This is a genomic window from Azospirillum brasilense (assembly GCF_003349955.1).
In the GTDB taxonomy this organism is placed as follows: Bacteria; Pseudomonadota; Alphaproteobacteria; order Azospirillales; family Azospirillaceae; genus Azospirillum; species Azospirillum brasilense_B.
Genome location: NZ_QLKQ01000071.1, coordinates 14,179 through 39,354, shown reverse-complemented (window position 1 = coordinate 39,354; position 25,176 = coordinate 14,179). Strand labels below are relative to the sequence as shown.

Below are 25,176 nucleotides of genomic sequence, written 5' to 3'. Positions count from 1 at the left end.
CGCCCCGCCTGCCCGTCTCGGTGCTGACCGGCTTCCTCGGCAGTGGCAAGACCACACTGCTGCAACGGCTCCTGCACCATCCCGGAATGGCCCGCACCGCCGTGGTCATCAACGAGTTCGGCGAGGTTGGGCTGGACCATCTGCTGGTCGCCAAGGCGTCGGAGAACATGGTGCTGATGGACAGCGGGTGTCTGTGCTGCACCATCCGCGGCGATCTCGTCGACACGCTGCGCGACCTGTTCCTGAAGCGCGTGCGCGGCGACATCCCGGAATTCGACCGCGTGGTCGTGGAGACCACCGGCCTCGCCGACCCGGCCCCGATCATCCACACGCTGATGAGCGACCCGCTGCTGGCCGCCCGCTTCCGCCTGGACGGGGTCATCAGCACGGTGGACGCGGTGCACGGCGCCAACCAGCTCGACCGCCAGCCGGAAAGCGTGAAGCAGGCCGCCGTCGCCGACCGCATCGTGCTGACCAAGACCGACCTCGCCACGCCGCACACGACGCTCGCCCTGTGCCAGCGCCTGTCGGCCATCAACCCGGCGGCCCCGCAGATCCCCGCCGCCTTCGGCGAGGTGGACCCGAAGCAGCTGTTCGACGCCGGCCTCTACAACCCCGACACCAAGAGCCCCGACGTGGCGCGCTGGCTCCGCGAGGAGGCGTACCGCGACGAGCAGGCCCATCATCATGATCACGGTCATGACCATGATCATCACGACCACGGGCATGGCGATGCCTGCGGTCCCGACTGCGGGCACGATCACCATCACCACGACACCAACCGGCACGACGACCACATCCGCGCCTTCTGCATGGTGGTGGACGAGCCGATCCCGTGGAATAACTTTGTGGACTTCATGGAGGCCCTGATCGCCACCGGCGGGGAGAACCTGCTGCGCATCAAAGGGCTGCTGAACGTGAAGGAAAGCCCGCTGCCGGTCGTCGTCCACGGCGTGCAGCACATGTTCCACCCGCCAGTCCAGCTTCAGGAATGGCCCGGTGAGGACCACCGCTCCAAAATCGTCTTCATCACCCGCGACATCGGCGAGGCGGTGATCCAGCCGATGTTCGACCAGTTCGTCTGGGGAGCGGAAGGGGCGGCCTGAGGGCACTCCTTGCCCCCACCCCGGCCCTCCCCCGCTTTCGCAGGGGAGGGAGAAAAAGTCCCCTCCCCTGCGTCAGCGGGGGAGGGTTAGGGAGGGGGCAACCGCCCGCCTCACTTCACCTTGTAAAGCTGGAAGTACCGCCCCTCCTGCACCAGCGTCAGGTGCTCCGGCACCGGGTTGGCGCGGCCGGGCTCGCTGAACAGCACGTAGACGTAGCCGAAGCGCCGCGGCCAGTCGGCCCAGTAGTGGTTGTCGCGCAAGCCCGGCTGGCGCACCGCGTCGGCGACGTAGCCGATGCGCGGCATGTAGGTGAAATCACCGTCCAGGTCGGCGTAGTCCGGCTTCAGCAACAGCACCTGCTTGCCCGGATGGGTGAAGGCGATGGGCACGAGGCTGGAGCGCTCCATAAGCGCCAGCACCGGCGCGTGGTGCAGGCCGAAGGACAGGGCGCGGTCGTCGGTGAACTGGGTGGCGCGGAAGACCGACTTGTGCAGCGTCTCGTCGGCGTAGGTGGCGAGCACCGTGCTTCCCGGCTCGATCCGCTGCAGGGACTGGCGGACCTCCTCCAGCAGCGGGTCGACCCTGGCCAGCCCCACCCCGGCGTCGGCGCTGCGCAGCAGCGACAGGGCGACGACCACCGACAGGAAACCCAACCGCAGAGTCGAGGTCGCCAGCTCCCAGCGCACGAAGCCCAGCGCGACGAAGGCGATGCCGATGGGCAGGCGGCTGTCGGCGAACCAGGAGCCGAACAGCACCAGAGGCATCGCCGCGTAGACCACCAGCCCCAGCGCGATGGTGATGGCGCCAACGGGATGGACGCGCAGCGCCCCGCTCCACAGCCCCCAGGCGATGCCCAGCCCGACGGCGATGCCCGTCACATAGCCGACCGTGTCGGCGTAGCCGCCGAACAGGAAGTCGAAGCCCATCAGCTTCGCCGTGCCGACCCACAGCACCGCATCGGCGAAGCCCGACGACGGGCTCATCAGCAGAAGCGGCGGCACGATCAGGAAGGGCAGACCGAAGGCCAGCGCGTCCGGCAACGCCCGCCGCAGCTCGCGCCAGCCGCCGCTCCGCCACAGCCGCCAGCCCTCGAAGGCCAGCAGCGTCAGCCCGTAGAGCCCGAGCGCGAACAGGTGCGAGATGAACAGCAGCAGCACGACGCCGAGCGAGGCCAGCCCGCGCTGCCAGGGGGCGCGCTCCCGCATGACGATCCAGCCGGCGATGCCCCACAGCGCCAGCCCCAGCCCGAACAAGTAGTTGAACAGGCCCATGTAGGTGGACAGCGTGTAGAGGAACAGCCCGGCGGCCAGCGGCCCCAGCTCCACCCGGCCCCAGACGGCGCGGTAGAGCGCGATGGAGCCGGTGACCAGCACCAGATAGCTGGCGGTGACGAACAGCCGGCTCGCCGTGTGCACCCCGATCAGCTTGGCCAGGGGCGGCACCACGATGTCCATCACCAGATTGGGGATGATCGCCCAGCGCACCATGTAGAACTGCGCCAGCGCCGGGTCCTGGTCAAGATGGGCCAGGGCGTACATGCGGGTGACGTGGTTGACGTAGTCGCCCAGCGCCGGAATCTCGAACATCCAGACGGGGACCGAGGCCGCCACCAGGATCAGCAGGGCGGCGGGCCAGACATACGCGGATTCGGCGCGCGACGCCGCCCGCCCGTCGACGGTGAAGTCCCTGAACATGCGGCCCCCCTCAGACGCTTTTCGGGAAGGACTGGGGCGGGGCAGCGGGGGCGGCAGCCGTGGGGGACGCCTGCAGGTCCTGCGGATAGCGGTTCTGAAGGCCGGCCCGGTAATGGGTCCAGAAGCCGCGCAGCCCCTTCACGTCGGCGCGCCGGTGCAGCAGGTAGTAGAGCGTGTATTTGACCATCATGCGGGCGATGGACTTGCGCTCGTACGTGGCGTGGATGTAGCCCATGTTGCGGAAGAAATAGGGGGCGCGGTTCTCCGGCATCTCCTCGATCGTGCCGAGAAAGCCGCCGGCCAGCGGGCGCTGAGTGCGGCGGTTGCGCGGGTGGACGTGCAGGGCGCGCACCGCCGTCCCGTCGCGCAGCCCGGCCCGGCGGGCGCGCAGCGTGAACTCCCACTCGTCGCCCCAGATGAACATCTCGCGCTTGATGTTGCCGATCCGCTCGAACACGCGGCGGCGCAGCAGGGTCCCGTTGAACAGCGCGATGGCGCCCGGCACGATGCCGTCCTGCGCCGCGGCGGCGAAGGCGTCGGCCTTGGTGAAGCCCTGCATGGTGAAGGCGAGATCACCGCGGTCCTCCGCCGCGACCACGGTCGGCCCGACGAGGTCGAGGTCGTGCCGCTCGCCCTGGCGCAGCAGCTCGGCGAGCGCGCCGGGCGCCGGGATGCCGTCGTCGTCGGTGCTCCAGATCCAGCGGGCGCCCAGTTCCAGCGCCGTGGCGAAGGCGGTGTGATAGGCGCCGGCGGAGCCGATGTTGGCCTGCCGGACCACAAGAAGCTCCGGCATCACCGCCCGCTGCTCGGCCAGCCACTCGGCAGTGCCGTCGCTGGAGCCGTTGTCCACCACGACGATGCGGTCGGGCCGAGGCTCCTGCCCGTGGATGGCCGCCAGACAGGTCTTCAGCAGGGCCAGACGGTTGTGGGTGACCACCACCGCGACGACCGGCGTCTCCCAGGGCGTTTCCCGAGGCCGTTCCTGGGCTCCGGTGTCCAGCGTCCGGGGCGTCTGGGCTTCTGACATGCGGTCTCCGTCCTTCGTCTGTGCTTCGGGCATCGGTGCCTTGGGGCTGCCTCGAAGAGGCCACCCCAAGTTTTTTGCTTTGCGAAGAGAGGGCAATGCCCCGGACGGAGAGGGGCGGCACCATTCGCATAGCCCATACGGAGAAAAATCAGCTCAGACGCATCCAGCCGGTGCCCCACAACCACAAAACGGCGAATCCCATCGACAAAAGGGTCATCGGGATGCCGCAACGGGCGTGCTCCACAAAGCCGAGCCGGACGCCGGAGGCCGCCGCCCGCTCCACCACGATGATGTTGGCGAGGCTGCCGGGGATCAGCAGGTTGCCGGCCAGCGTGGACAGGATCGCCAGACCGTAGAGAGCCCCCTCCGGCGGCGACGGCCAGGCGGCGAGCAGCAGGATCACCGCCGGCACGTTGCCGATGCTGTTGCTGGCCGCCAGGGCGAGCGGGGTCATCACCGCCAGCCGGTCGGGCAGCCAGCCGGCGGCCTCCAGCCCCGACACGAACTCGGCGGGCAGTCCGGTCAGCTTCAGCGCGTGGTTGATGGCGAACAGCGCGGCGAACAATACCAGCAGATGCCAGTCCACCATGCCCAGCATGCCGCGCGAGGCCAGCCGCCGGCTGATCAGCATCGCCCCGGCGACCAGCAGCACGCCGATCTCGTGCGGCAGGTCGGTGGTGAACAGGCCGAGAAGCACGAGGGTGGCCACCACCGCCTTGCCGAGCTGCGCCCGGTCCAGCGTCACCGGCTCCGCCCCGCCCTCCCCGGTCATACGGTCGTCCGGCTCGCCGAAGCGGCCCCGCCAGGCGAGCCACACCACGGCGTAGACCACCACGAGACCGACCAGCGCCGGCACCCCGCAGACCGCCAGGAACCGCCAGAAATCCAGATGGCCCATCTGGCCGATCAGGATGTTCTGCGGGTTGCCGATCACCGTCGCCGCCGACCCGGCGTTCGCCGCTCCGGCCAGGCCGATCAGGTAGGGCCGCGGGTCGAGCCGGCGGGCCAGAAGGCCGACGCAAAGCATCGGCGTCATGGCGAAGACCACCACGTCGTTGGCCAGGATCGCCGACAGGCCGCCGCCCACCGCCACCGTCACCGCCAGCAGCCGCGCCGGGGAGCGCGCCGCCTGCGCCACCCGCAGGGCGCACCAGTCGTAGAAGCCGCTGGCCGCGTACTGGGCGGACAGCACCATCAGCCCGAACAGGATGAACAGGGTCGGGAAGTCGATGGCCTCCGTCACCTGCCCCGACTCCAGCGCCCCGATGGCGAGCAGCAGGATGGCCGCGACCAGGGCGATGCCGGTGCGGTCGATGCGCAAGCCGGGGAAGCGCCCCAGCGCCATGCCGACATAGGTGAGGACGAACAGCGCGACGACCGTCAGCGTCATGGGCGGGACGGCCAGGAAAGGAATGGGCATGGATGGGGGGTTCACTGCGGGGTGGGGGAAGCCCCTCTATAACGGCCCGGCACCGGGTCAGGCCATAGGCGCCAAGCCGAGGTCAGGCCAGCGTGACCGTCATCCCTTCCCGCGCGGCGAAGCAGTCCGGGAACACCGCCTGGGCGGCCGCCTCGATGGCGGTCATGGCGGCGTCGTCGTGGTCTGGGTCGTGGTGGAACAGCACCAGCCGCTTGACCCCAGCCGCCTGCGCCAGCCGGACGCCCTCGGTCCAGGTCGAATGGCCCCAGCCGATGCGGTTCTGCCATTCCTCGTCGGTGTAGGTGCTGTCGTAGAGCACGAGGTCGGCGCCGTCGATCAGGTCCAGGATGTTGCGGTCGGGCTGGCCCGGCACATGCTCGGTGTCGGTCACATAGGCGAAGGACTTGCCCAGATGCTCGACGCGGTAGCCGGTGGCGCCGTCCGGATGGTTCAGCCGCGCCGTGCGGACCTGCACCCCCTCGCCCAGCGCGAACCGGTCGCCGGCCGTGATCTCGTCGAACACGATGTTGCTTCCCATGGTCCGCATCGGCACCGGGAACAGGGGGCGCTCCATCTGCCGGGCCATGGCCGCTTCGATGCCGGGGGTTCCGTTCAGATGGCCGGAGACGATGCGCAGGTGGAAGCCCTTGGTGTAGGCCGGGGCGAAGAAGGGAAATCCGCAGATGTGGTCCAGGTGGGTGTGGCTCATCAGCAGGGTCGCCTCGGTGGCACCCTCCTTCAGCAGGCGCTTGCCGAGCATGCGGATGCCGGTGCCGGCGTCGATGACGATGCGCTGGTCGCCCGCCTGGACCTCCACGCAACTCGTGTTGCCGCCGAAGCCCATATGGGACGGCAGGGGGCAGGAAACCGTGCCCCGCACCCCCCAGAAGGTCACCGAAAAGCCCATACCGACCTCAAGCCGCCAATCTCCGGGCCACCGCAGCGCCGTGGAGACCACTGGCGGGGACCGTTAAAACGGCATTTTAGCATGGTTTTCGGTTTACGCGGTGACGACCGTCACAGCCCCGCCGGTTCCAAAGAGGGAGCCGGCACCCTTCCGGATTGGACCAACCCGCCGCCCCGGAATCAACTGGTCCACAGGATGCTTTCGATGAATCGCTCGCAGGATCGGCGGTGGAAGCACCCGGCGCAGCCGGCGTCCGAGCAGGGAAGCCCGGCCTTCAGAACGGTCAGCCCGTCCACCAGCCGATCTTTCGTGGCCTGATCGATGACGTCCGCCACCAGCACGTCGCGGATCGCCTCCGCGACGAGGTCCTCGTCCTGTTCCGGTACGGTCACGATCTGCCTGAGAGCCTGCATGCGAAACACCTTTCCATGGTTCAACTGCACCACGGCGGTGTTTCGCTAACATTTCAAGCGCGCCTCTCAAAAGATTCGAATTGCTGCAATCCGAAACGTCTACTCGCAATGACTGACGGAGTTCTGAACGATCACTCCGAACCAGCCGAGCCCCTTGTAGGTTTCATAGCCCGGCGTCACGGCGAAGCCGACCACGCGCCCATGGTCGTCGGAATAGCTGCCCTGCCCCTGGCCGCCGGTGCGCAACGGAAAACTTTCCGTCAGGACTCCCTTGCGGTCGGACGCCGCGATCACGCGGTGACGGCTGTCCACCAGAAGGCAGCGGGTCCGGACGCGCTCCTCGTCGGTCAGGCGGACGGAATCGACCACACCCTGGGATTGGGGCTGCCAGTCGAAGAAGACGCCCAGCACGCCGATGATCGAACCGTTTTCCGCACCGTCGGCCCGGATGGCCGTGGCGTAGGTGGCGACGGCCGCACGGTCCAGAAGGTCGTTGATGCCGATGTCGGCCACCGCGAAATCGGTGCCGCTGCGGGTCGCCATCGCCTCCCGGAACCAGGGCTCCGACGCGACCGACGCCCCCACCGGACGGCGGTAGCGGTCGGGCCGCCCGTTCGCCAGAACCACGCCCCTGGCGTCGACGACCCAAAGGTCGAGATAGACCGTGTAGGCGCCCAGGATGACGCCCAGCCGCTGCGCGGCGTCGCGGCGGTTGGTTTCGGACGGATCGGCGGCGCAGTCCACCACGGCACGGTCGGTGGCCCACCAGCGCACGTCGCACGACCGCTCGTACAGATTGCGGTCGATGATGTCGATCATGTTCAGCGCCAGATCGGCCAGCCGACCGCCGCGCAATTGCGAGACCAGGCGGTTGCCCAGCGTGTTCAACTCATCCGTCTGAACCACCATCTGGACACGCAGTTCATCACCGATGCCGGTGATCCGCTCCGAAATGGCCTTGACCTCCTGGGCCACCACGGCGAAGCCGCGGCCGGCCTCCCCCGCGCGCATCGCCTCGATCAGGGCGTTGAGCGCCAGGATCTTGGTCGTGTTCGTGACGGCTTGGATCTCATCCATCTTGCGCGTGGCGAGATCGGACACGGCGCGCGACAAAGCCACGATTCGCTCGGGCATAAACATCACCTCCCAGGATCATCAGCGATGACGCCCGTGGATGACCGAACGACCGATTTTTTCCGGCTCAGCCGATCACCCGCAACCCACCCCGGCGGCATTCAATGGATGCAATCACAAAACTGCAACATTCAATGGCAGGCAAACCAGGGGGGGGCGGACGCCGCGGCCTGTCGCGGGACGGCGGCGGTTCAGACCTTGTAGGCCAGTCGCAGACCGCCCCAATGGCGCCCGCGCACGGTGATGGGAGCGGACACGTCCTTCATCAGGGCGTATTTGCCGCCGCCCATGTCGCGCCGGTAGGTCTGGAGCAGGAACGGCTTCGTGCTGCGCCCCGCGGCGAGGCCGACCCGGTCGTTGAAGATGCGCCGGTTGCGGCAATTGGCCGCGTTCCAGGTCGGGTCGCTCCCTTGGGGCTGGCTGAACTTCCGGTTGTGGGTCGGCAGATAGCCGTTCGAGTCGACCGCCACGCAGAACACGATGCGCTCGTTCTGTCCCAGCAGCGAATCGAGAACCTTCGGCAGCACGCGATCGCAGAACTCCGTGAAGCGGGTCATGTGCTGCTGCGGGTTGGAACCGGGGATGGGCTGGTAGTTGTTGTCGAACAGGTCGCCCTCGCGCACCTCGCCGCGCGCCAGCGCATCCTCGAAATCGGCGGAGATGCGCGATGCCGCGTCGGAGACCATGCGGATGAAGGGGGTATCCACCGTCTCCACGTCCAGCTCGGCGGTGATGCCGATCAGCCGTTCGCTCATCCCGACCAGCGTGTTCACGCGGTCGCGCGCCTGGGCCAGATTGTCGCTGGACAACTGCACGCCGACCGCGAGGTCGTCGATCTCGTGCTGAAGCTCCTCGCAGTTGGCGCCGATTTCCGAAGAGGCCGCGTCGATCTTGTCGGTTTCGCCGTTCAGTTCCGACATGGCCCGGCCGACGGTCTCGATGACGGCGCCGATGGCCGTGGTGCCCTCGCTCACCGCGCGGGCCTTGCCGGCGCTGGACGCGCTTTCGGCCATCAGGCGTTGCGCCTGGTCGTTGAGGTATTTCAGCGTGGCGTCGATCTCCGTCGTCGCCTCGCTGGTTTTCTTGGACAGGGCCTTGACCTCGTTCGCCACCACGGCGAAGCCGCGCCCGGCCTCGCCGGCGCGGGCCGCCTCGATGGTGGCGTTGAGCGCCAGCAGGTTGGTCTGCTTGGCGATGACGAAGATTTCCTTGGCGACCCGGCCCACACGGTCCAGCGCCTCCTGAAGACCGGCGATCTGGCCTTCGATGCCCCCCACCGCGGCGACGAGGGCGTGGATGTCGTTCATCGACCGCTGCACCCGGTCGTGCGAGGATTCGACCTCCTGCCGGGCCTGCTCGGTCACGGAACGCGCCACGGTCGCGGCGGCGGAGATGCGCTGCGTGCTCTCCGACATCTTGTTCCCGGTGCCGCGCAACTGCGCGAAGACGTTGGCCTGATGGCCGAGGCGGCCGTTGACCTCCTCCACATGGCCCGCGATGTCCGCGATCTCGATGCCGAGATTGCCCGCTTCGGTGGCAATGTCCGCGATCAGATGAGAGCGGCCGCCGAACGCACTGTCCATTTTTCCGCCATCCGTTTCACAAGAATGCGCAGAGCGCTAAAATCCAATGCAATTATTACCGAACCCTTACAATTGCGCAACGAAGGAAGGGTCATTCCAAAGGGCAATGTGCTCAATTATTGCGCGCCAGTAACCCGATCGCAACCGACGGCGGAAAAACGTCAGCCGGCGGCGCCATCGCTTCCCTGGCCAGGGAGGCTCTGGCCATCCGCGATGCGGTGGTCCAGACGGTCGTCCTGAAGGCCGGCAGGCTCCTGGTGGATCATGACCTCGGCGCCGGGGAAGGCATCCTTCAGGCGGTTCTCCACACGGTCGGTGATGTCGTGCGCCCTGGCGACCGACAGCGCGGGGTCGAGTTCCAGGTGAAGTTCGATGAAGGCGCCGACGCCGGAACTGCGGGTGCGCAGATCGTGCATCCCCGCGACGTCCGGTTGCGCCTCCACCAGCGCCACGATGCGCTCCCGCTCCTCCGCCGGCAGTTCGCGGTCCATCAAGACGTTCAGCGCCTCCCGGGCGACCTTGCGGGCGCCGTAAAGCAGGAAGGCGGCGATGCCCAGACCGAACAGCGGGTCGAAGGCGCTGATGCCCGTCCAGCCGGTCAGCAGGATCGCCAGGATGACCGCCGCGTTCATCAGCAGGTCGCCGGAGTAGTGCAGCCGATCCGCCCCCACCGCGACCGAGCCGGTGGCCGTCACCACATGGCGCTGGAAGGTGATCAGGCCGGCGGTCAGCAGGATCGACAGCAGCATCACGGCGATGCCCACCGCCCCCTCGCCCACCGGCTGCGGGGTGATGAGACGGCGCACCGCCTCGATGGTCAGGAACAGCGCGGACCCACCGATGAAGGCGGCCTGGGCCAGCGCGGCCAGCGCCTCCGCCTTGCCGTGGCCGAAGCGGTGCGCCTCGTCCGGCGGGCGCAGCGCCGTCCTCACCCCCAGCAGCGTCACCACCGAGGCCATCATGTCGGTGCTGGAATCGATCAGCGACGACAGGATGCTGACCGAGTCGGTCGCCAGATAGGCCGCCAGCTTCGCCAGGATCAGCGTGAGGGACACCGACACGCTGGCGTAGGTGGCGTAACGGCGCAGCCGGTGCGAACGCGATTCGCTCATGAGCGCCTTCTTATGTGATGATTCCCGCTGCTTTACGGGAAAAGACGCTCCGTCGTCCAGCGCGCCGGCTCCTGCGCCGCCGGGTCGCCCTCGCGCAGGTACAGAATCCGCTCGTGCAGGCGGAAGGGGCGGTCCTGCCAGAACTCGATTCGCCGCGGCAGGATGCGGAAGCCGGTCCAGTGCGGCGGCCGGGGAACCGCGCCCAGGCCGAACTTGGCGGCGAACTGGGCGACCCGCTTCTCCAACTCCCAGCGGCCCTCCAGCGGGCGCGACTGCTGCGAGGCCCAGGCGCCGATGCGGCTTTCCCGCGGGCGGCTTTCGAAATAGGCGTCGGCCTCTGCGTCGGACACCTGCTCCACCGCGCCCTCGACGCGGATCTGGCGCTTCAGCGTCTTCCAGTGGAAGCACAGGGCGGCGTTGGCGTTGGCCAGAAGCTGCTCGCCCTTGCGGCTCTCCGTGTTGGTGTAGAAGACGAATCCGCGCGGATCGATGCCCTTCAGAAGCACCATGCGCAGCGACGGCGCGCCCTGCGCGTCGGCCGTGGCGAGCGCCATGGCGTTGGGATCGTTGATCTCGCTGCGGGTGGCCTCGTCCATCCAGTCCTGGAACAGGGCGTACGGGTCCCGGTCGTTGGATTCGCTCATTGTCCCCTCGTCACGCGGCCGTAGGCCCAAAGTTTCAACGTCAGGTTTCGGCGCCGTTCCCGGCGTCTTCCCAGTTCACAAATATGCCCAATTCACAGATAGGACAGCCTCGCATATATGAGTGTCCACCGGTGCGCCAGAAGCAAGGCATGCCGGCTCCCAACCTTTCGAGGCAGCATCGATGTTCGTGAAGAAGCTCGTCCCGGCGGCGATGGCGATCGCCCTGCTTGCGGGTTGCGTCAGCACCTCCCAGGAGGCCACCAAGAACGCGGAGACCGTTGGCGGCCGGATCTCGTCGACCTATGGCAACGCCTCGGGCAAGGTCGCGTCCTCGGGCACCGGCCCGCTGCTGGGCGCCTTCATCGGCGGCGCGGCGATCCAGCCGTCGGACGCGGCGGCCGCCGAGACCGCGGCCAAGCGCGCCTACGCCGCCCCGGTCGGCGACAAGATCGGCTGGACCAACCCGGCGACGGGCCATTACGGCTCGCTGACCACGACGCGTGAGGGCTACAACAACGCCGGTCAGTATTGCCGGGAGTTCCACCAAACGGTAACCACAAAGAGCCAGACCGAATTGGCCTACGGAACCGCTTGCAAACAGGCCGACGGTACGTGGAAGATTGTCGCCAATTCGTGATGCCTCATCCCCGGGCTTCGGGGTGGAATAACTCTGTCCGTGGAAAGCATGCGTGACCCTTATCAAATCCTCGGCCTCACCCGCTCCGCGAGCGCCGACGACATCAAGAAGGCGTACCGCAAGCTCGCCAAGGAGTTCCATCCCGACCTGAAGCCCGGCAACGCCGCGAACGAGGAGCGCTTCAAGGAAATCTCGGCGGCCTACACGCTGCTGTCCGATTCCGACAAGCGCGCCCGCTTCGACCGCGGCGAGATCGACTCCTCGGGCCAGGAGCGGCACCACGGCTTCGGCGGCCGCGCCAACGCCGGGCGCAGCCGCGCCTACAGCGGGGCCGGCGGCGCCGGCGACGATTCCTTCTTCGGCGGCGAGGACTGGTTCTCCGACCTGTTCGGCGGCGGACGCAAGCGCGGCGGGCCCGGTGGCGGCGCCGCGGGCGGGGCGGCCGGCGGCGGTTCGCGGTCGCGCGGCAGCGACATCAACTATTCGGTCTCCGTGCCCTTCGTCGAGGCGGCGCAGGGCACCAAGCGGCGCATCAGCCTGTCCAACGGCAAGAGCATCGACGTCGCCGTTCCGCCGGGGACGGAGGATCAGGCGAAGCTGCGGCTGAAGGGCCAGGGGCTTCCCGGCGCCGGCGGCTTCGGAGCCGGCGACGCCATCGTCGAGGTCCATGTCGAGGCGCACCCCTTCTTCACCCGCCAGGGCTCCGACATCCATGTCGAGGTGCCGATCACCCTGAACGAGGCTGTTCTCGGCGCCACCATCCGCGTGCCCACCGTCAGCGGCCCGGTCGCGCTGAAGATCCAGCCGGGGGCCAACACCGGCTCCACCCTGCGGCTGCGCGGCAAGGGCGTGATGAATCAGGCGACCAAGCAGGCCGGCGACCAGTATGTGAAGCTGAAGGTCGTCCTCCCCGATCCGCCCGACGCGGAGCTGGTCAAGTTCATGGAGGAATGGTCGCGGACGCGCAGCTACGACGTGCGCAAGAAGGCCGGCCTGGAGTGACTCCGGGCCGTTAACCCTCTCCTTACTTTTGGGTCAAAGAAAAGTCCTGGACCGAATGCGGTTGATGCGGGGCGGTGGCGCCTTCATCAATGACGATGATGTGCCGGAAACGGTTTTCACCGCCTTCGTAGGACGCCATGCCGCCGATCCCGAAAAAGTACCTGACCGCCGCCGCCGTTGTTGCTGCGCTTCTGCTTGGCTGGTTCGCCTTCGCGGCCTGGACCGACTACGCGCGCGACGGCGCCGAGGAGGTCGCGACCTACAGCGACTTGGTGGCGGCGGCCGAACGGGGGGACATCGCCTCGGTCACCTTCCGCGGCGACGGGGCGCACGCCGTCACGCCGGACGGCCAGCGGCTGCGCGCCGTCGTTCCGGTCACCGACGATCTGCTGAAGGAACTGCGCGGTCGCAAGATCGCCATCGCCTTCGAGGAGGAGGGCCGCGGGCTGGTCTCCGGCACCGTTTCCGTCCTGGAGAAGCTGGCCCCCTTCCTGGTGATCGGCCTGCTGATCGGCGCGCTGCTGCTCAGCGGCGGGCAGTTCCTCGGCGGCAGCCGCGCCACCCGCGTCCGCCCGCGCGACACCGGCACCGTCTTCGCCGACGTGGCCGGCGTGGACGAGGCGAAGGACGAGCTTCGCGAGACCGTGGAATTCCTGCGCGACCCGCGCCGCTTCGCCATGGCCGGCGCCCGCGTGCCCAAGGGCATCCTGCTGGTCGGCCCGCCGGGCACCGGCAAGACGATGCTGGCCAAGGCCGCCGCCGGCGAGGCCGGGGTGCCCTTCTTCACCGTCTCCGGCTCCGACTTCGTGGAGATGTTCGTCGGTCTGGGCGCCGCACGGGTGCGCAGCGTCTTCAAGACGGCGCGGGCCGCCGCCCCCTGCCTGCTGTTCATCGACGAGGTCGACGCCCTGGCCGGCAAGCGCGGCGAATCCAACTCCCATTCGGAGCGGGAGCAGACCCTGAACCAGCTCCTGGTCGAGATGGACGGCATCGTGAACGGCGGCCTGGGCGGCGGCGAGGTGGTGGTGATCGCCGCCACCAACCGCGCCGAGATGCTGGACCCCGCCGTGACCCGGCCGGGCCGCTTCGACCGTCACATCCACGTCGCGCTGCCCGACGTGGCCGGGCGCGAGGCCATCCTGGGCGTCCACACCGGCCGGCTGCACCTGGCTCCCGACGTCTGCGTCCGCACGGTGGCGCGGGGCACCCCCGGCTTCTCCGGCGCCGAACTGGCCAACCTGACCAACGAGGCCGCCCTGTCCGCCGCGCGCAACGGGCGCGTGATCGTCGGCATGGCCGATTTCGAGGCGGCGAAGGACCGCGTCCTGATGGGCAACGAGCGGCGCAGCCTCGCCCTCTCCAGCCACGAGCGGAGCCTGACCGCCTGTCACGAGGCCGGTCACGCGCTGGTCTCCATCCGCTGCCCGGAGGCCGACCCCATCCACAAGGCGACGATCATCCCGCGCGGCCGCGCGCTGGGCATGGTGGTGCGGCTGCCGGAGGGCGACCGCGTGTCGGTGTCGCGCGCCAAGCTGCTGGCCGACATCGCCGTCGCCATGGCCGGGCGGGCGGCGGAGGATCTGGTCTTCGGACCGGACGCCGTCACCACCGGGGCGGAGGCCGATTTCCGCGCCGCCACCGACCTCGCCCGCCGCATGGTCACCGCCTGGGGCATGAGCGACGCCATCGGCTATGTCGCCCACGCCGGCAACGACCCCGCCGTGGTGCGCTCGGAGCGCACCGCCTGGCGCATCGACGAGGAGGTGCGCCGCATCACCGACGAGGGGATGGAGCGCGCCCGCCGCATCCTGGTCGCCGACCGCGCCGCGCTGGAGCGGATCACCGCCGCCCTGCTGGAACGTGAGACGCTGAGCGGCGAGGAGATCGGCGCTTTGGCCGAGGAGGAACGGGAAACGGAAGCGGCCTGATGGTAAAATTTTTCTTTCACATTCAATGACAAAGATTGCTGCATACGCGCATACATTGGTAAAATGCCGTGGATTTTTCGCACGGCTGTGCGATCAGCATCGGGGCTGAGGATGGCAGAAGCGGTTGCCCGCCGGACGATACTGGCCTTGGCGCTTGCCGGACTGGCGGCGGGCGGCCTGCCGTCGTCCGGCCTTGCGGCGGCCGCCGACTCCGCGAGCGCTCCGGTAACCGTCAAGGTCGGCGGCTACGAGTTCCCCCCCTACGTCACCGAGTCCGGCGGCGGCGTCACCCAGGCCCTGCTCGACCTGCTGAACGCGGAGCAGAGCGACTTCCGATTCGAGATGGTCCGCACCTCTCCCCAGCGGCGCTACGAGGACATGGAGCGGGGCCGCTTCGACATGATCGCCTTCGAAAGCCTCGCCTGGGGCTGGAAGGGGCGCCCCGTCGAGGCCTCGCGGGTGTATCTCCGCGACGCGGAGGTGTTCGTCGCCAAGACCGGTCCGGGCATGGACCAGAGCTATTTCGACCGGCTGGACGACAAGACGATCCTCGGCCGGCTCGGCTACCATTACGCCTTCGCCGGCATGACCGCGGACCCGGAGGTGCTGGAGAAGCGCTTCAACACCCGGCTGACCGTCACCCATGAGGGCAACGTGCGCAGCGTCGCGGCCGGGCGCGCCGCGCTGGCCATCGTCACGCGCTCGTTCCTGGCGCAGTTCCTGAAGGCCAATCCCGACATGGCGCCCCTGCTCCTGGTGTCCGACCGCACCGACCAGATCTACGAGCACACCATCCTGGTCCGCCGCGGCGGCCCGGTCGGCATCGACTGGGTCAACGGGACGCTCGACCGGCTGGAGCGCAGCGGCGCCCTTCCGGCGCTGTGGACCCGGCAGGGAATCGCCCCGTGACCGAGCTGCGCGCCATCGCCGATGGTCGGCGCGACCGTTCGCTGCTGACCCGCGTCGGCAGCATCATCCTGGTCACCGCCGCCGCCGTGGGGGTGGTCGCCGTGGCCGTGTCGGCCAACATCGTGGAACACCAGCAGTTCTCGGCGCTGACCAAACGCGCGCAGCTGGTCGCCGCCATGCAGACGGACGCGCTGGCCAACCCGATCTGGGAAATCGACGACCGCGCCGTCCGCAACATCATCGATTCGCTGCGCGAGCGCGACCCGGCCATCCTCGCCGTCTCCGTCTTCGAGCCGGGGCACAGCGAGCCGATGGCGGTGTCCGGCAACCCCAGAACGTCCGCCGACTCCACCACCATCGAAAAGGTCATCGACCTGCGGGGGCGCGACGGAGTGACCCGGCAGGTGGGGACGCTGCGCCTGCTCTATTCGACGGAGGAGGTCCACCGCAACACGCTGGAGGCGCTGCTGCCGGTGGTCGGGCTGCTCCTGCTGTCCCTGGTCACCGCCATCGCCATCATCAGCGTCATGCTGAACCGCGTCGTGCTCCGCCCGCTGCGCCGGCTGACCCAGGCGACCCAGGCGGTCTCCCGCGGCGACTACGGCGCCCGCCTCGCCACCGAGCGGCAGGACGAGATCGGCGTCCTGACCAAGACCTTCAACCGCATGGCCGAGACGGTCCAGGACTACACCCAGACCCTGGAATCCCGTGTCCAGGAACGGACGGAGGCGCTGGCCGACATCAACCGCCGCATCATGGACAGCATCAACTACGCCCAGTTGATCCAGTCCTCGATCCTGCCGAAGCCGGAGGTGCTGGAGGGAGGGCTGGCCCAGCATTTCGTCCTGTGGCGCCCGCGCGACGTGGTCAGCGGCGATTTCTACTATTACCGCGAAGTCGAGGACGGCTTCCTGATCGGCGTGGCCGACTGCACGGGCCACGGCGTCCCCGGCGCCTTCATGACCATGACGGCCAGCGCGGTGCTGAACAACGTGGTGGACGGCATGGGCGCCGCCGACCCCGCCGCTCTGCTCGCCACGGTGGACGACAAGGTGCGGGCGGCCCTGCACCAGGACGGCGACGCGGCAAGCTGGGAAGGCGGCTTCGACAACGGGCTCGACCTCGCGCTGTGCTACGTCCAGCCGGCCCGGCGGAGGCTCGTCTACGCCGGTGCCCGCCTGTCCCTGGCCATCGCCGGCCCGGACGGGTTGACGGAGATCCGCGCCGACCGCCGCAGCCTGGGCTATCGCGCGTCCGCTCCGACCCCGGCCTTCACCAATCACAACCTGGACCTGCAACCGGAGCAGACCTTCTACATCTGCACCGACGGGCTGACCGACCAATGCGGCGGGGAGCGGGGGCGGAGCTTCGGCAAGCGCCGGCTGCAGGGCGTGATCGAGGAGTGCAGCGCCCTGCCGCTCGACCGGCAGAAGGAGCGCATCGAGGCCAGCCTGTCCGGCTTCCAGGGCGACCGCCCGCAACGCGACGACATCACCATGATCGGCTTCCGCGTCCGGCTGGCCGGCGACCCGGCGGCCCCGACGCGGAACACCCTGTGGGAAATCGCGTAACTACCCGTGTGAGGATTGCGTGATAGTGCAGCAGGGAGCCGTCGCGGGCCGAAGTCACTCGACCTACGATTCGAATTCATATAGTTTCCGCGCCGGCCCTATGAACAATAAGCACCGGTAACGGGGGAGCAGAGGGTATGGCGGCCGTTACGATCGTTGTCGTCGAGGACGAGGCGTCTCTGCGACGTGACATGATCGAGTACCTGCGCAGTTGCGGCTTCGATGCGGTTGGAGCGAAGAGTGGGCGCGAACTGGACGAACAGATCGCCGCGCGCCCGGTGTCCTTGGTAGTTCTGGACGTCAATCTTCCGGGTGAAGACGGGTTCAAGATCGCCACCCGGCTGCGCGAAAATCCCGCCATCGGAATCATCATGGTGACCGCCCGCGGCTCCACCGTCGACCGGGTGGTCGGGCTGGAGCTGGGGGCCGACGCCTATCTGGTGAAGCCCGTCGAAATGCGCGAGTTGGAGGCCCAGGCCAAGGCCCTGCTCCGCCGCCTGGAGACGAGCAACGGCACTCCCGTCCCGCCGGCCCCGCAATCCTCGGGCCAGCCCGCGGCGGACGAAGCCAGCTGGACTCTGGACGCGACGGCCTGGGCGCTGACCAGCCCGGCGGGCGTTCGCGTCAGCCTGACGAGCATGGAGATGAAACTGGTCTCGCTGCTGGCCGGGCAAGCCCGCCAGCCGGCGACCCGCGACCAGATTTCCGTGGCGCTCTACAACCGCCGCTGGAACCCCGACGACCGTTCGATCGACACGGTGGTCGGACGCCTGCGTCACAAGGTGGAAAACGCCATCGGCGAAACCGCCCCGGTCAAATCGGTCCATGGCGTGGGCTATGTGTTCTCCGCCCCCGTCCGCGTGACCTGAGTCCGCTCAGGCGGACGTCTCGTCCGGAGGGGTGATTTTCGGGAAGGTCAGGACGAAGCGTGTCCCCTGCCCCGGAGTGCTGTTCACCGCGATCGTCCCCTTCAGCGCTCCGACCGCCAGATTGTGCACGATGTGCAGGCCGAGCCCGCTGCCCCCCTCGCCTCGCCGCGTCGTGAAGAAGGGGTCGAAGATGCGCGGCAGATGGTCTGCCGGAATGCCCCGGCCATCGTCGGTGTAGACCAGCCGAACGGTGCCCGGCTCCGGCTCGTCCACCGTGACCGAGAGAGCGCCGCCCTGCCCCTCCGTCCCCTGCGCGTCGACGAAGGCGTGGGTGACGGAATTCATCACGAGGTTGGTCAGGATCTGCGACAGCGCCCCCGGATAGCTGTCGACCACCAGCCCGTCCGGGCAGGACACGGAGATGGTGTGCCGGCCCTGGCGGAGCTTCGGCTCCAGGCTGACCAGCGTCTCCTGGATGTAGCGGTTGAGATTGACGGCCCGCCGTTCGGCGCTGGCGCGGTCCACCGCCACCTGCTTGAAGCTGGCGATCAGCTTGGCCGCCCGCTCGCAATTGGTCAGGATCAGCGCGGAGGTGTCCGTGGCCGTGGCCAGATAGCGGGAGAAATCGGCCTTGCTCAGCTCGCCGGACTGGGCGCGTCGGCGCAGCCCGGCGGTGGCGTCGGACAGATGCGACGCGCAGGACACGGCGATGCCCACCGGGGTGTTGATCTCGTGCGCCACCCCGGCCACCAGGGCGCCCAGGGAGGCCAGCTTCTCGGCCCGGACCATCGCCTCCTGGGCCTCGCGCAGGTCGGCCAGCGCGGATTCGGCCTCCTGGCGGCGGCGCTCCAGCTCCTGGTTGGCCGATCCGATCTGCGCCTGCAACCGGTCGCTCACCCGGACCAGCCGGCGTTGCTCGCGCGTGCTGCGCTGGAACGCCTCCACCAGCGCCTCGAAGTCGGCGCGCAGTTCGGGCGCGGCGGCGCCCAGCCTCTCCCCCAGAAGGCGGGCCTGCTCGATGGCCTGCTCCTCAGCGGCGAAGAGGTTGAAGGTCATGGCGCCCCGTCCGCCGGAATCTGTTTCAGGGTGAAGGAGACGTGCCGCAGGTCCTCGGCGAAATCCTCGCCCAGCTCCTGCATCGAATCGTCGTTCTCCTCGTAGCACCAGGTGACGGAGATGCTGCGCCCGTTGCCGGCCGCCGTCTCCAGCATCTGAAAGATGTTCATCAGAGCCTTGGCGCTGGAGCTGTTGAAATACAGCAGCTCCATGTCGAAACGGATCGGGTGGCCGCCCGCCTCGGCGAGGAAGGCGCGGAGCGCGGCGAAGATCGGGCCGAAGAAGGTCGCGACGTCGTCGGGATAGGATTCGCCGCTGAGGCGGAGCACGCCCTGGGCGAAGTCGAAATCGACTTCGGGCGTCCGGCCCGTCGCGGGTAATTTCAGGGATTCCATGGTCGTCCGGATGTCCACAGCCGCTCTCAGATCCGAGCCTTGAGACAGAAGAAGCTTTTGCCTTCGTCCATTTCGAGGAAATCATATTCGATGGGTTCGCTGGCGCGGCGCGCGATCTCGATCAACCCGATGTTGGCACCCCGCGCGCCCTCTTCCGGGGTTTCGCGCAGCTGCTCCCGGTAATAGGTCTTGATGGCGTCCTTGTCCAAGCCCTTCAGATATTCGAGCCGGTCGCGCAGGCGCGGCACATCGGCGTTGTACACGGTGTTGCCGCAGACGATGAAGACCTTGCCGCCTTCCATGCCGATGGTGACCATTCCGGCGCTCAGCTCGACCGGCTTCTCGCGAGCGCCGGTCATCTTCTCGGCCGAATACCGGATGATGTTCTGCATCTGCTCGACGAAGACCGCGAAGACCCGGCGGACCGTCGGGCCGTCGGTTTCCTCCAGGGTCATCTTTTCCCGCAATGCCTCTCCCAGGGAATAGAGTATCCCCTCGGACAGATAGCCGCTGAACGAGAAAATGATGCCTTTCTCGTCGAGGTCCCGTTTAATCCCGGCATATTGCTGAGCGAGCATAATGGAATCCACGGTTCTTCCGTTGGAGTGCGAAAAGGCCGCCCGCCGCGTCAGAGGGGGCCGGAGCGGTTTCCGGCAATCGCGTCGGCCTTGTTATGAACACGTTACATTTCCGTCCGCCGCGCTGGAAGGATTATCAAGGGAGGGTGGCGGCGGAGCGGACGTGGTCAGCTTTTCAATGGAAGACGGACGCGGAACACGCTGCCCTGCCCGACCGCGCTCTCGACGCTGATCGAGCCGCCGTGCAGCAGGATGATCTGGCGCACCGTGTGCAGCCCGATGCCCGTGCCCGGCACGCCGGCCGAACCGGTCCCCCGGTAATGCCGCTCGAACAGCAGGGGCAGCTCGTGCTGCGGGATGCCGCGCCCCTGGTCGGCCACCTCGACCACCACCATGCAGCCGTCCGTCCGGCCGCGCACGGCGATGCGGCAGTCGCCGTCCGAATATTTGAAGGCGTTGTTCAGCAGGTTGCTGAACAGCATGCCCAGCAGATGCCCGTCGGCCATCACCGCCGCCGGCAGCGGGTCCAGGTCCAGCTGGAAGTCGCAGCCCGTGTAGGCGGTGCGGAAGGGTTCCGTCACCGAGCACAGCAGGGCCTTCAGATCGACCTCGGCCCGCTGCACCCTCAGCGTCCCGGCCTGAAGCCGCTCGTCGGTCAGATGGGTGTCGATCAACCCGGTCAGGCGCTGGACGCTGCTGCGGATGACGCGCAGCCGTTCCAGCGAGTCCGGTGCCTCCCGCTCCGCCCGCAGCGTCAGCATCTGGGCGGCGCTGTCGATGATGGCCAGCGGCGTGCGGAATTCGTGGCTGACCATGGTGACGAACTGGCGCTGCTGCTCGCGGGCGACCAGTTCCGCCTCCAGCGCCCGCTCCACCCGCTCCTTGGCGGCGACCAGGGCGGCCTGGTTGGCGGCCAGTTCGGCCGTCCGCTCGCCGACGCGCCGCTCCAGCGACTGGTTCAGCGCCACCAGATCCTCGTAGAGGCACACATTGTCGAAGCCGATGATGACGCGGGCGCAGAACAGCTCCAGCAGCCGGTGATCGTCTTCTCGGTAGGGCTCGCTCCGTTCCAGGGCGAAGACCGTCGTCCCATGCTCCCGAGTGCGGAAGGCGAGGATGCAGCGGGCCGACCCGAAATCGCTCTGCTGCGTCTCGAAGGCGCCGATCACCTGGGCGGTCAGGTCGGGTTCCAGCGTGTCGGACGCGGGCCGCCCGACGAACCGCGCGAAACGGCCGGAGCCGGCGACCACGGTGGCCCGCGCCTTGCCGTCGCCGCGGTCCACCAGGCGACAGGCCAGAACGGCGCCGCCGCTGTGGTCCACGACCTTGCTGAGCTGGTCCACCAGCTCTTCCACCAGCGTGCGCATGGAGCGGGTTTCGAACAGCGGAGCGGAGGCGGCGAGGATGCGCTCCAGCCCCTGGCGGTGCCGCTCGATGGTCACGATGTCGCGCCACGCCCGCAGACCGCTGACCAGCGTGGTGAACAGGCGCTGGGCGGTGAGCTCGCTCTTGGCCTTGTAGTCGTTGATGTCGTAGGCGACGACCACGTCCCGCTCCGGCGCCTGTCCGGGCTGGCCGGTGCGCAGGACGATGCGCATGCGGTGGTTGTTCAGGTCCTCACGGATGAAGCGGACCAGACGCAGGCCGGCGTCGTCCGTCTCCATCACCACGTCGAGCAGCGCCACCGGAATGTCCGGGCGGGTCAGCAGCAGCGACCGCGCCGCGGCAGCGGACAGGGCGCTGACCACTTCGAACGGGCGGTCTTCGAACTCGAAATCGCGCAGCAGCACCTCGGTCATGGTATGGACCTGGGGATCGTCGTCGACCACCAGCACGGGCCACGGCTCCGCGTGCCGGGCGTCGGCCGTGGAGTCGTCGGCGAAGCCGTCGTCGGGTCCGAACAATGGTTCGTCGTCCAGACCTTCGTCCATATCCTGGCCCATGCTCTCCTCCACGCATGACCTACCCAAATGGTTCCGCATCGACGGACAAGGAAGGCACCAAAGCGGTACGAGACCTAAGCCCACCCGTCCAGGGCTGTAGCAAATTGTCACAAAACGTCATGCATTAGAGGCACCTAGCACGAAATTGGGCCGATTCTGCCCTTTGATGAATACCCAAGTATTACTGTAATCTTTTATAATCTCCGAAAACGAGGGAGTTTGCCCGCGCATGGACATGGACATCAAGGGCGGAGACCTCAAAAATGGGGATTCCAATGATAGGGACCTGGACGGCATGACCCCGAACGCCACAACCCTGGACGGCACGAGCCTGGACGGCGCACCCGCCGGACGGTATGCGGCGTTCCGCCGGTTCCTGTCGCGCTTCGACCGGCGTCCCGATGCGTCCAGGACCGCGGACCGGCCGGCCGGGCTGCCGGTGCGCGCCATGCTCCTCGGCCTGCTGTCCAGCCGGCGGCAGGCGCACACACGCCGCCTGTGGGCGCGCTGGCTGGAGCCGGTGATGCTGCGCGATCCGGTCCTGCTGTCGGTCGCGGAGCCGCTGCCCGGCTGCATCCGCGTCCTCGACACCGCCGGCTGGTGGCCGGCCCTGTCGCGGCGCATGGACGACCTGCCGGCCACCGTGCAAACCCGCCTGGAGAACCGGCTGGTCGACGGCGCCCTGGACCGGGTGCTCGCGTCCGCGGAGATGGTGGATTGGGCGGAAGTCCTGCGCGAGCGCTCGCTGGCCGTTCTGGACGCGCTGCGCACCGACCCCGCCGCGCTCGCCCTGTTCCTGGAGGAGGCCAACACCCACCGCATGCGCGCCGCCAGCACCCTGGCGATTCCCGGGGGCGTCGCGGCGCTCCGTCCCTTGGACGGAACCGACGTCGACACGCTCGCCACCGCGCTGCGCCTGTCCGACGGATGGCGGGTGCTGGGCGGGCGGGCGCCGGACATGGAAATCGACGAGTTGCTGGCCTGTGTGCGCGGCGCGATGGCCAACGACAGCGTCCCGCCCGAAGCGATGGCCTTGTTCGCGGTGGCCGGTCTCTACACCCGCCGCGACCCTCTGCTCGGCGCCGCGCTTCGCGCGCTGCTGCCCCTGCCGCTGGTCGACGCCGCCGCGGCGTGGCTGACGGCGCACAGCGAGGAGACCGACGGCGCCGTCACCGACCTCCCCACGCATGGCGGCAATCCGGCGCGCGGTCTCGACCGCGGCCTGCGCGACCTGTACGAAGCCGCGCGGCGCTCCGGCGATTCCCCGCCCCCGGCGCCCGTCGAACGGCTGGGCGCCGAACGGCTGGGGCACCCCCTGGCCGGGGTGGTGAACGTCACCGGCGCACCGGGCGTGCGCTGATGGTCCGGGTGGTGCTGCGATGAATTTGGACACCTTTGCCCTCGCCGTGCTGGTTCTGTGCGTCGGCGCGCTCGGCCTGTCCGTGGTCTATGAAGCCTCGCGCCTGACCGCCACCGGCAGCCGCAAGGCGCTGGTGCGGCGGAAGCTGGACGCGCAGGCCGCCGACCTCGCCGACCTCGGCCGCCGCATCGAGGACGCCCAGGCCGAAAGCGCCGCGAGGCAGGAGGCTCTCGACCGGCTGACCGCCGAGCGCGGGCGTCTCACCAGCCTGATCGCGTCGGTCAAGGCGTCCAAGATTGCCCTGGTGCATGAGATCGGCGACGCCCAGAGCGGCGCCCAGCGCTATGAGAGCGAGCTTCGCACCGTCCCGGATTTCGCCCGGCTCGATCCCCGGCGCATGCTGTTCGCGCGGGCGATCTGGGATCGCCGGAACATCGCCCGCGTCTGGGCCGACACGCCGGACGCCGCGGCGGCGATGCTCCAGCGCGCCTTCAGCACACGCAACGGGGTTCTGTCCTCGCGGCCCGAGACGATCCCGTTGATCCCGGCCGCAAGCGGGGCCAACGACGGCGCGCGGCCGGTTTCCCCATGACGGCGATCATCCTCTACGCGTCGCTGCTGCTGCTGGCGGTCAGCGTCCTGGTGAACCGGATGGGGGAGCGCCGCGTCCGCGCGGCGCGCGGCGAGATCGCCACCGCCGAAAAGGACATCCGGACCATGGAACAGCGCCTCCAGGAGGCCCGGAAGACGCTGGAGACGACGCGCGGCACGCTGGGTGGCCTGGAGGAGTCTCTGGCCGAGGCCAAGCGGCAGGCCGAGGTTCTGGAACGGCAGCTCGACGCGGCCCAGCAGGCGCCGATGGAACTCTTCCACGTCTTCGACCGGCTGGAGGCCCGGCCCGGCACCATCTGGGAGGTGACGGTGCGCCGCGCCCCCGACGCGCTGTACACCAGCGGCGCCATGGCCGCCTCCTGGCGCGACGGGCGGGCCTATCTGGTCGTCGCCGCCAACCAGAAGGAGGCGCTGGACCGCGTCGCCCAGCGCTTCCCCCGCGTGAACGGCTACGAGATCGGGCCGGTCCTGACCTGCCGCCTGTTCCTGCCCAAGGACGCGACGGAGCGCAAGCGGGCCTGACACGCCTTGTGAGGCCCGCCACAGCGCGGGAGCGCCGCCGCCGCTAGGGTGGGATGAACGACCTCCCACTCTGGTGACCGCCATGACCCGCCGCACCGCGACGCACCCCCAGTCCCCCTCCCCGCCGCAGCCGGCCACCCGCGAGCGCCCCGCGTCCGGCTTCACGGTCCTGCCGCTGGACGACCGCCGCTGCCCCCGCCGCGAGGTCGCCATGCTGTGCGAAACCGACAGCGGCCATCGCTGGGATGGCGCTTGACGACGGCGCTTGACGACGGCGCTTGACCACGGGGCTTGACCACGGGGCTTGACCGGATTGCCCGCATCCCTATATCCCGGTCGCCCTTCCCGTGAGGACGACCTCACCACGGCACGCCCATTTGGGGCGTGGGGAGTTCGGCGGGGACGACCCTGCCTCCAATCCATCGGAGGTGTTCCATGCCCTGGGTCATCCTGTTCTTCGCCGGCCTCTTCGAAATCGGCTGGGCCGTCGGCCTGAAGCAGACGGAGGGTTTCACCCGCCCGCTTGCCACCGCGCTCACCATCGCCTCGATGGTCGCCAGCCTCGCCCTGCTGGGCATGGCGCTGAAGTCGCTGCCGCTCGGCACCGCCTACGCCGTGTGGACCGGCATCGGGACGGTGGGCACCGTCATCCTCGGCATCTTTATCTACGGGGAATCCGCCGACATCCTGCGGCTCGGCTGCATCGCGCTGATCGTGGCGGGCATCCTGGGGTTGAAGCTGATCACGCCCTGAC

25 protein-coding genes are annotated in these 25,176 nt (G+C 68.7%); 12 read left to right on the top strand and 13 right to left on the bottom strand.

Annotated features, from left to right (window positions below; translation table 11 throughout):
- The first annotated feature begins 8 nt into the window (after positions 1-8).
- Positions 9-1,106, top strand: coding sequence for a CobW family GTP-binding protein (locus tag DXK32_RS25200; protein WP_247877334.1), 1,098 nt, complete (start codon positions 9-11; stop codon positions 1,104-1,106).
- Positions 1,107-1,216: 110 nt separating this feature from the next.
- Here the strand turns inward: DXK32_RS25200 and DXK32_RS25195 are convergent, their stop codons facing one another.
- The 9 genes from DXK32_RS25195 to pdxH all read right to left on the bottom strand — a co-directional run bounded on the left by DXK32_RS25195 (position 1,217) and on the right by pdxH (position 11,040).
- Positions 1,217-2,800 carry a hypothetical protein gene (locus DXK32_RS25195; protein WP_114861006.1) on the bottom strand — a complete coding sequence of 528 codons (1,584 nt, stop codon included), beginning with the start codon at positions 2,798-2,800 and terminating at the stop codon, positions 1,217-1,219.
- A 10-nt stretch (positions 2,801-2,810) separates the two neighbouring features.
- Positions 2,811-3,827: a glycosyltransferase gene (locus tag DXK32_RS25190; protein WP_114861005.1), complete on the bottom strand. Its 1,017-nt coding sequence runs from the start codon at positions 3,825-3,827 to the stop codon at positions 2,811-2,813.
- Positions 3,828-3,975: 148 nt separating this feature from the next.
- Positions 3,976-5,247, bottom strand: a complete 1,272-nt coding sequence (locus tag DXK32_RS25185; RefSeq protein ID WP_114861004.1) for an SLC13 family permease — start codon at positions 5,245-5,247, stop codon at positions 3,976-3,978.
- A gap of 82 nt (positions 5,248-5,329) precedes the next feature.
- Entirely contained in the window at positions 5,330-6,154 is an 825-nt protein-coding gene (locus tag DXK32_RS25180) for an MBL fold metallo-hydrolase (protein WP_114861003.1), read from the bottom strand.
- Positions 6,155-6,333: 179 nt separating this feature from the next.
- On the bottom strand, positions 6,334-6,567 hold the full coding sequence (locus DXK32_RS25175; protein WP_114861002.1) for a hypothetical protein: 234 nt from the start codon (positions 6,565-6,567) through the stop codon (positions 6,334-6,336).
- A gap of 99 nt (positions 6,568-6,666) precedes the next feature.
- A complete protein-coding gene (locus DXK32_RS25170; RefSeq protein WP_114861001.1) occupies positions 6,667-7,701 on the bottom strand; it encodes a methyl-accepting chemotaxis protein in 1,035 nt (344 codons plus the stop codon).
- Between the two features lie 191 nt (positions 7,702-7,892).
- Entirely contained in the window at positions 7,893-9,284 is a 1,392-nt protein-coding gene (locus DXK32_RS25165) for a methyl-accepting chemotaxis protein (protein ID WP_114861000.1), read from the bottom strand.
- 161 nt (positions 9,285-9,445) lie between these two features.
- Complete coding sequence (locus DXK32_RS25160; RefSeq protein ID WP_114860999.1) at positions 9,446-10,396, bottom strand: cation diffusion facilitator family transporter; 951 nt, start codon at positions 10,394-10,396, stop codon at positions 9,446-9,448.
- A 32-nt stretch (positions 10,397-10,428) separates the two neighbouring features.
- Complete coding sequence (gene pdxH, locus DXK32_RS25155; protein WP_114860998.1) at positions 10,429-11,040, bottom strand: pyridoxamine 5'-phosphate oxidase; 612 nt, start codon at positions 11,038-11,040, stop codon at positions 10,429-10,431.
- 181 nt (positions 11,041-11,221) lie between these two features.
- On the opposite strand from pdxH, the gene DXK32_RS25150 reads away from it, so the two are divergent.
- From DXK32_RS25150 to DXK32_RS25125, 6 genes are all read left to right on the top strand, one after another.
- Entirely contained in the window at positions 11,222-11,677 is a 456-nt protein-coding gene (locus tag DXK32_RS25150) for an RT0821/Lpp0805 family surface protein (RefSeq protein WP_035674078.1), read from the top strand.
- Positions 11,678-11,725: 48 nt separating this feature from the next.
- Positions 11,726-12,679 (top strand): DnaJ C-terminal domain-containing protein, encoded by a 954-nt coding sequence (locus DXK32_RS25145; protein ID WP_114860997.1) that lies wholly within the window; start codon positions 11,726-11,728, stop codon positions 12,677-12,679.
- Positions 12,680-12,816: 137 nt separating this feature from the next.
- A complete protein-coding gene (gene ftsH, locus DXK32_RS25140; protein WP_114860996.1) occupies positions 12,817-14,607 on the top strand; it encodes an ATP-dependent zinc metalloprotease FtsH in 1,791 nt (596 codons plus the stop codon).
- 111 nt (positions 14,608-14,718) lie between these two features.
- Complete coding sequence (locus DXK32_RS25135) at positions 14,719-15,516, top strand: substrate-binding periplasmic protein (protein ID WP_114860995.1); 798 nt, start codon at positions 14,719-14,721, stop codon at positions 15,514-15,516.
- Entirely contained in the window at positions 15,513-17,087 is a 1,575-nt protein-coding gene (locus tag DXK32_RS25130; protein WP_114860994.1) for a SpoIIE family protein phosphatase, read from the top strand. Before DXK32_RS25135 ends, DXK32_RS25130 begins: the two co-directional genes overlap by 4 nt.
- Before the next feature lie 137 nt (positions 17,088-17,224).
- Positions 17,225-17,956 (top strand): response regulator transcription factor, encoded by a 732-nt coding sequence (locus DXK32_RS25125; RefSeq protein WP_114860993.1) that lies wholly within the window; start codon positions 17,225-17,227, stop codon positions 17,954-17,956.
- A gap of 6 nt (positions 17,957-17,962) precedes the next feature.
- On the opposite strand, the gene DXK32_RS25120 is transcribed toward DXK32_RS25125, so the two are convergent.
- The 4 genes from DXK32_RS25120 to DXK32_RS25105 all read right to left on the bottom strand — a co-directional run bounded on the left by DXK32_RS25120 (position 17,963) and on the right by DXK32_RS25105 (position 21,928).
- On the bottom strand, positions 17,963-19,012 hold the full coding sequence (locus DXK32_RS25120; protein WP_114860992.1) for a sensor histidine kinase: 1,050 nt from the start codon (positions 19,010-19,012) through the stop codon (positions 17,963-17,965).
- On the bottom strand, positions 19,009-19,407 hold the full coding sequence (locus DXK32_RS25115; protein WP_114861009.1) for a DUF1987 domain-containing protein: 399 nt from the start codon (positions 19,405-19,407) through the stop codon (positions 19,009-19,011). Before DXK32_RS25115 ends, DXK32_RS25120 begins: the two co-directional genes overlap by 4 nt.
- Positions 19,408-19,433: 26 nt before the next feature.
- Positions 19,434-19,997: a SiaB family protein kinase gene (locus DXK32_RS25110; RefSeq protein WP_247877333.1), complete on the bottom strand. Its 564-nt coding sequence runs from the start codon at positions 19,995-19,997 to the stop codon at positions 19,434-19,436.
- 155 nt (positions 19,998-20,152) lie between these two features.
- A complete protein-coding gene (locus tag DXK32_RS25105) occupies positions 20,153-21,928 on the bottom strand; it encodes an ATP-binding response regulator (RefSeq protein ID WP_114860990.1) in 1,776 nt (591 codons plus the stop codon).
- A gap of 295 nt (positions 21,929-22,223) precedes the next feature.
- Between DXK32_RS25105 and DXK32_RS25100 the strand changes: the two genes are divergently transcribed.
- The 5 genes from DXK32_RS25100 (at position 22,224) to sugE (ending at position 25,175) form a co-directional block, all read left to right on the top strand.
- Positions 22,224-23,288: a hypothetical protein gene (locus tag DXK32_RS25100; RefSeq protein WP_162801338.1), complete on the top strand. Its 1,065-nt coding sequence runs from the start codon at positions 22,224-22,226 to the stop codon at positions 23,286-23,288.
- Between the two features lie 19 nt (positions 23,289-23,307).
- Positions 23,308-23,880 carry a hypothetical protein gene (locus DXK32_RS25095; RefSeq protein ID WP_114860988.1) on the top strand — a complete coding sequence of 191 codons (573 nt, stop codon included), beginning with the start codon at positions 23,308-23,310 and terminating at the stop codon, positions 23,878-23,880.
- The gene (locus tag DXK32_RS25090; RefSeq protein ID WP_114860987.1) at positions 23,877-24,422 is read left to right on the top strand and encodes a hypothetical protein; all 546 of its coding nucleotides are present in this window, start codon (positions 23,877-23,879) and stop codon (positions 24,420-24,422) included. Before DXK32_RS25095 ends, DXK32_RS25090 begins: the two co-directional genes overlap by 4 nt.
- Before the next feature lie 82 nt (positions 24,423-24,504).
- The gene (locus DXK32_RS25085; RefSeq protein WP_162801337.1) at positions 24,505-24,678 is read left to right on the top strand and encodes a hypothetical protein; all 174 of its coding nucleotides are present in this window, start codon (positions 24,505-24,507) and stop codon (positions 24,676-24,678) included.
- Between the two features lie 179 nt (positions 24,679-24,857).
- Positions 24,858-25,175, top strand: coding sequence for a quaternary ammonium compound efflux SMR transporter SugE (gene sugE, locus DXK32_RS25080; protein ID WP_114860985.1), 318 nt, complete (start codon positions 24,858-24,860; stop codon positions 25,173-25,175).
- The last annotated feature ends 1 nt before the right edge of the window (position 25,176 follow it).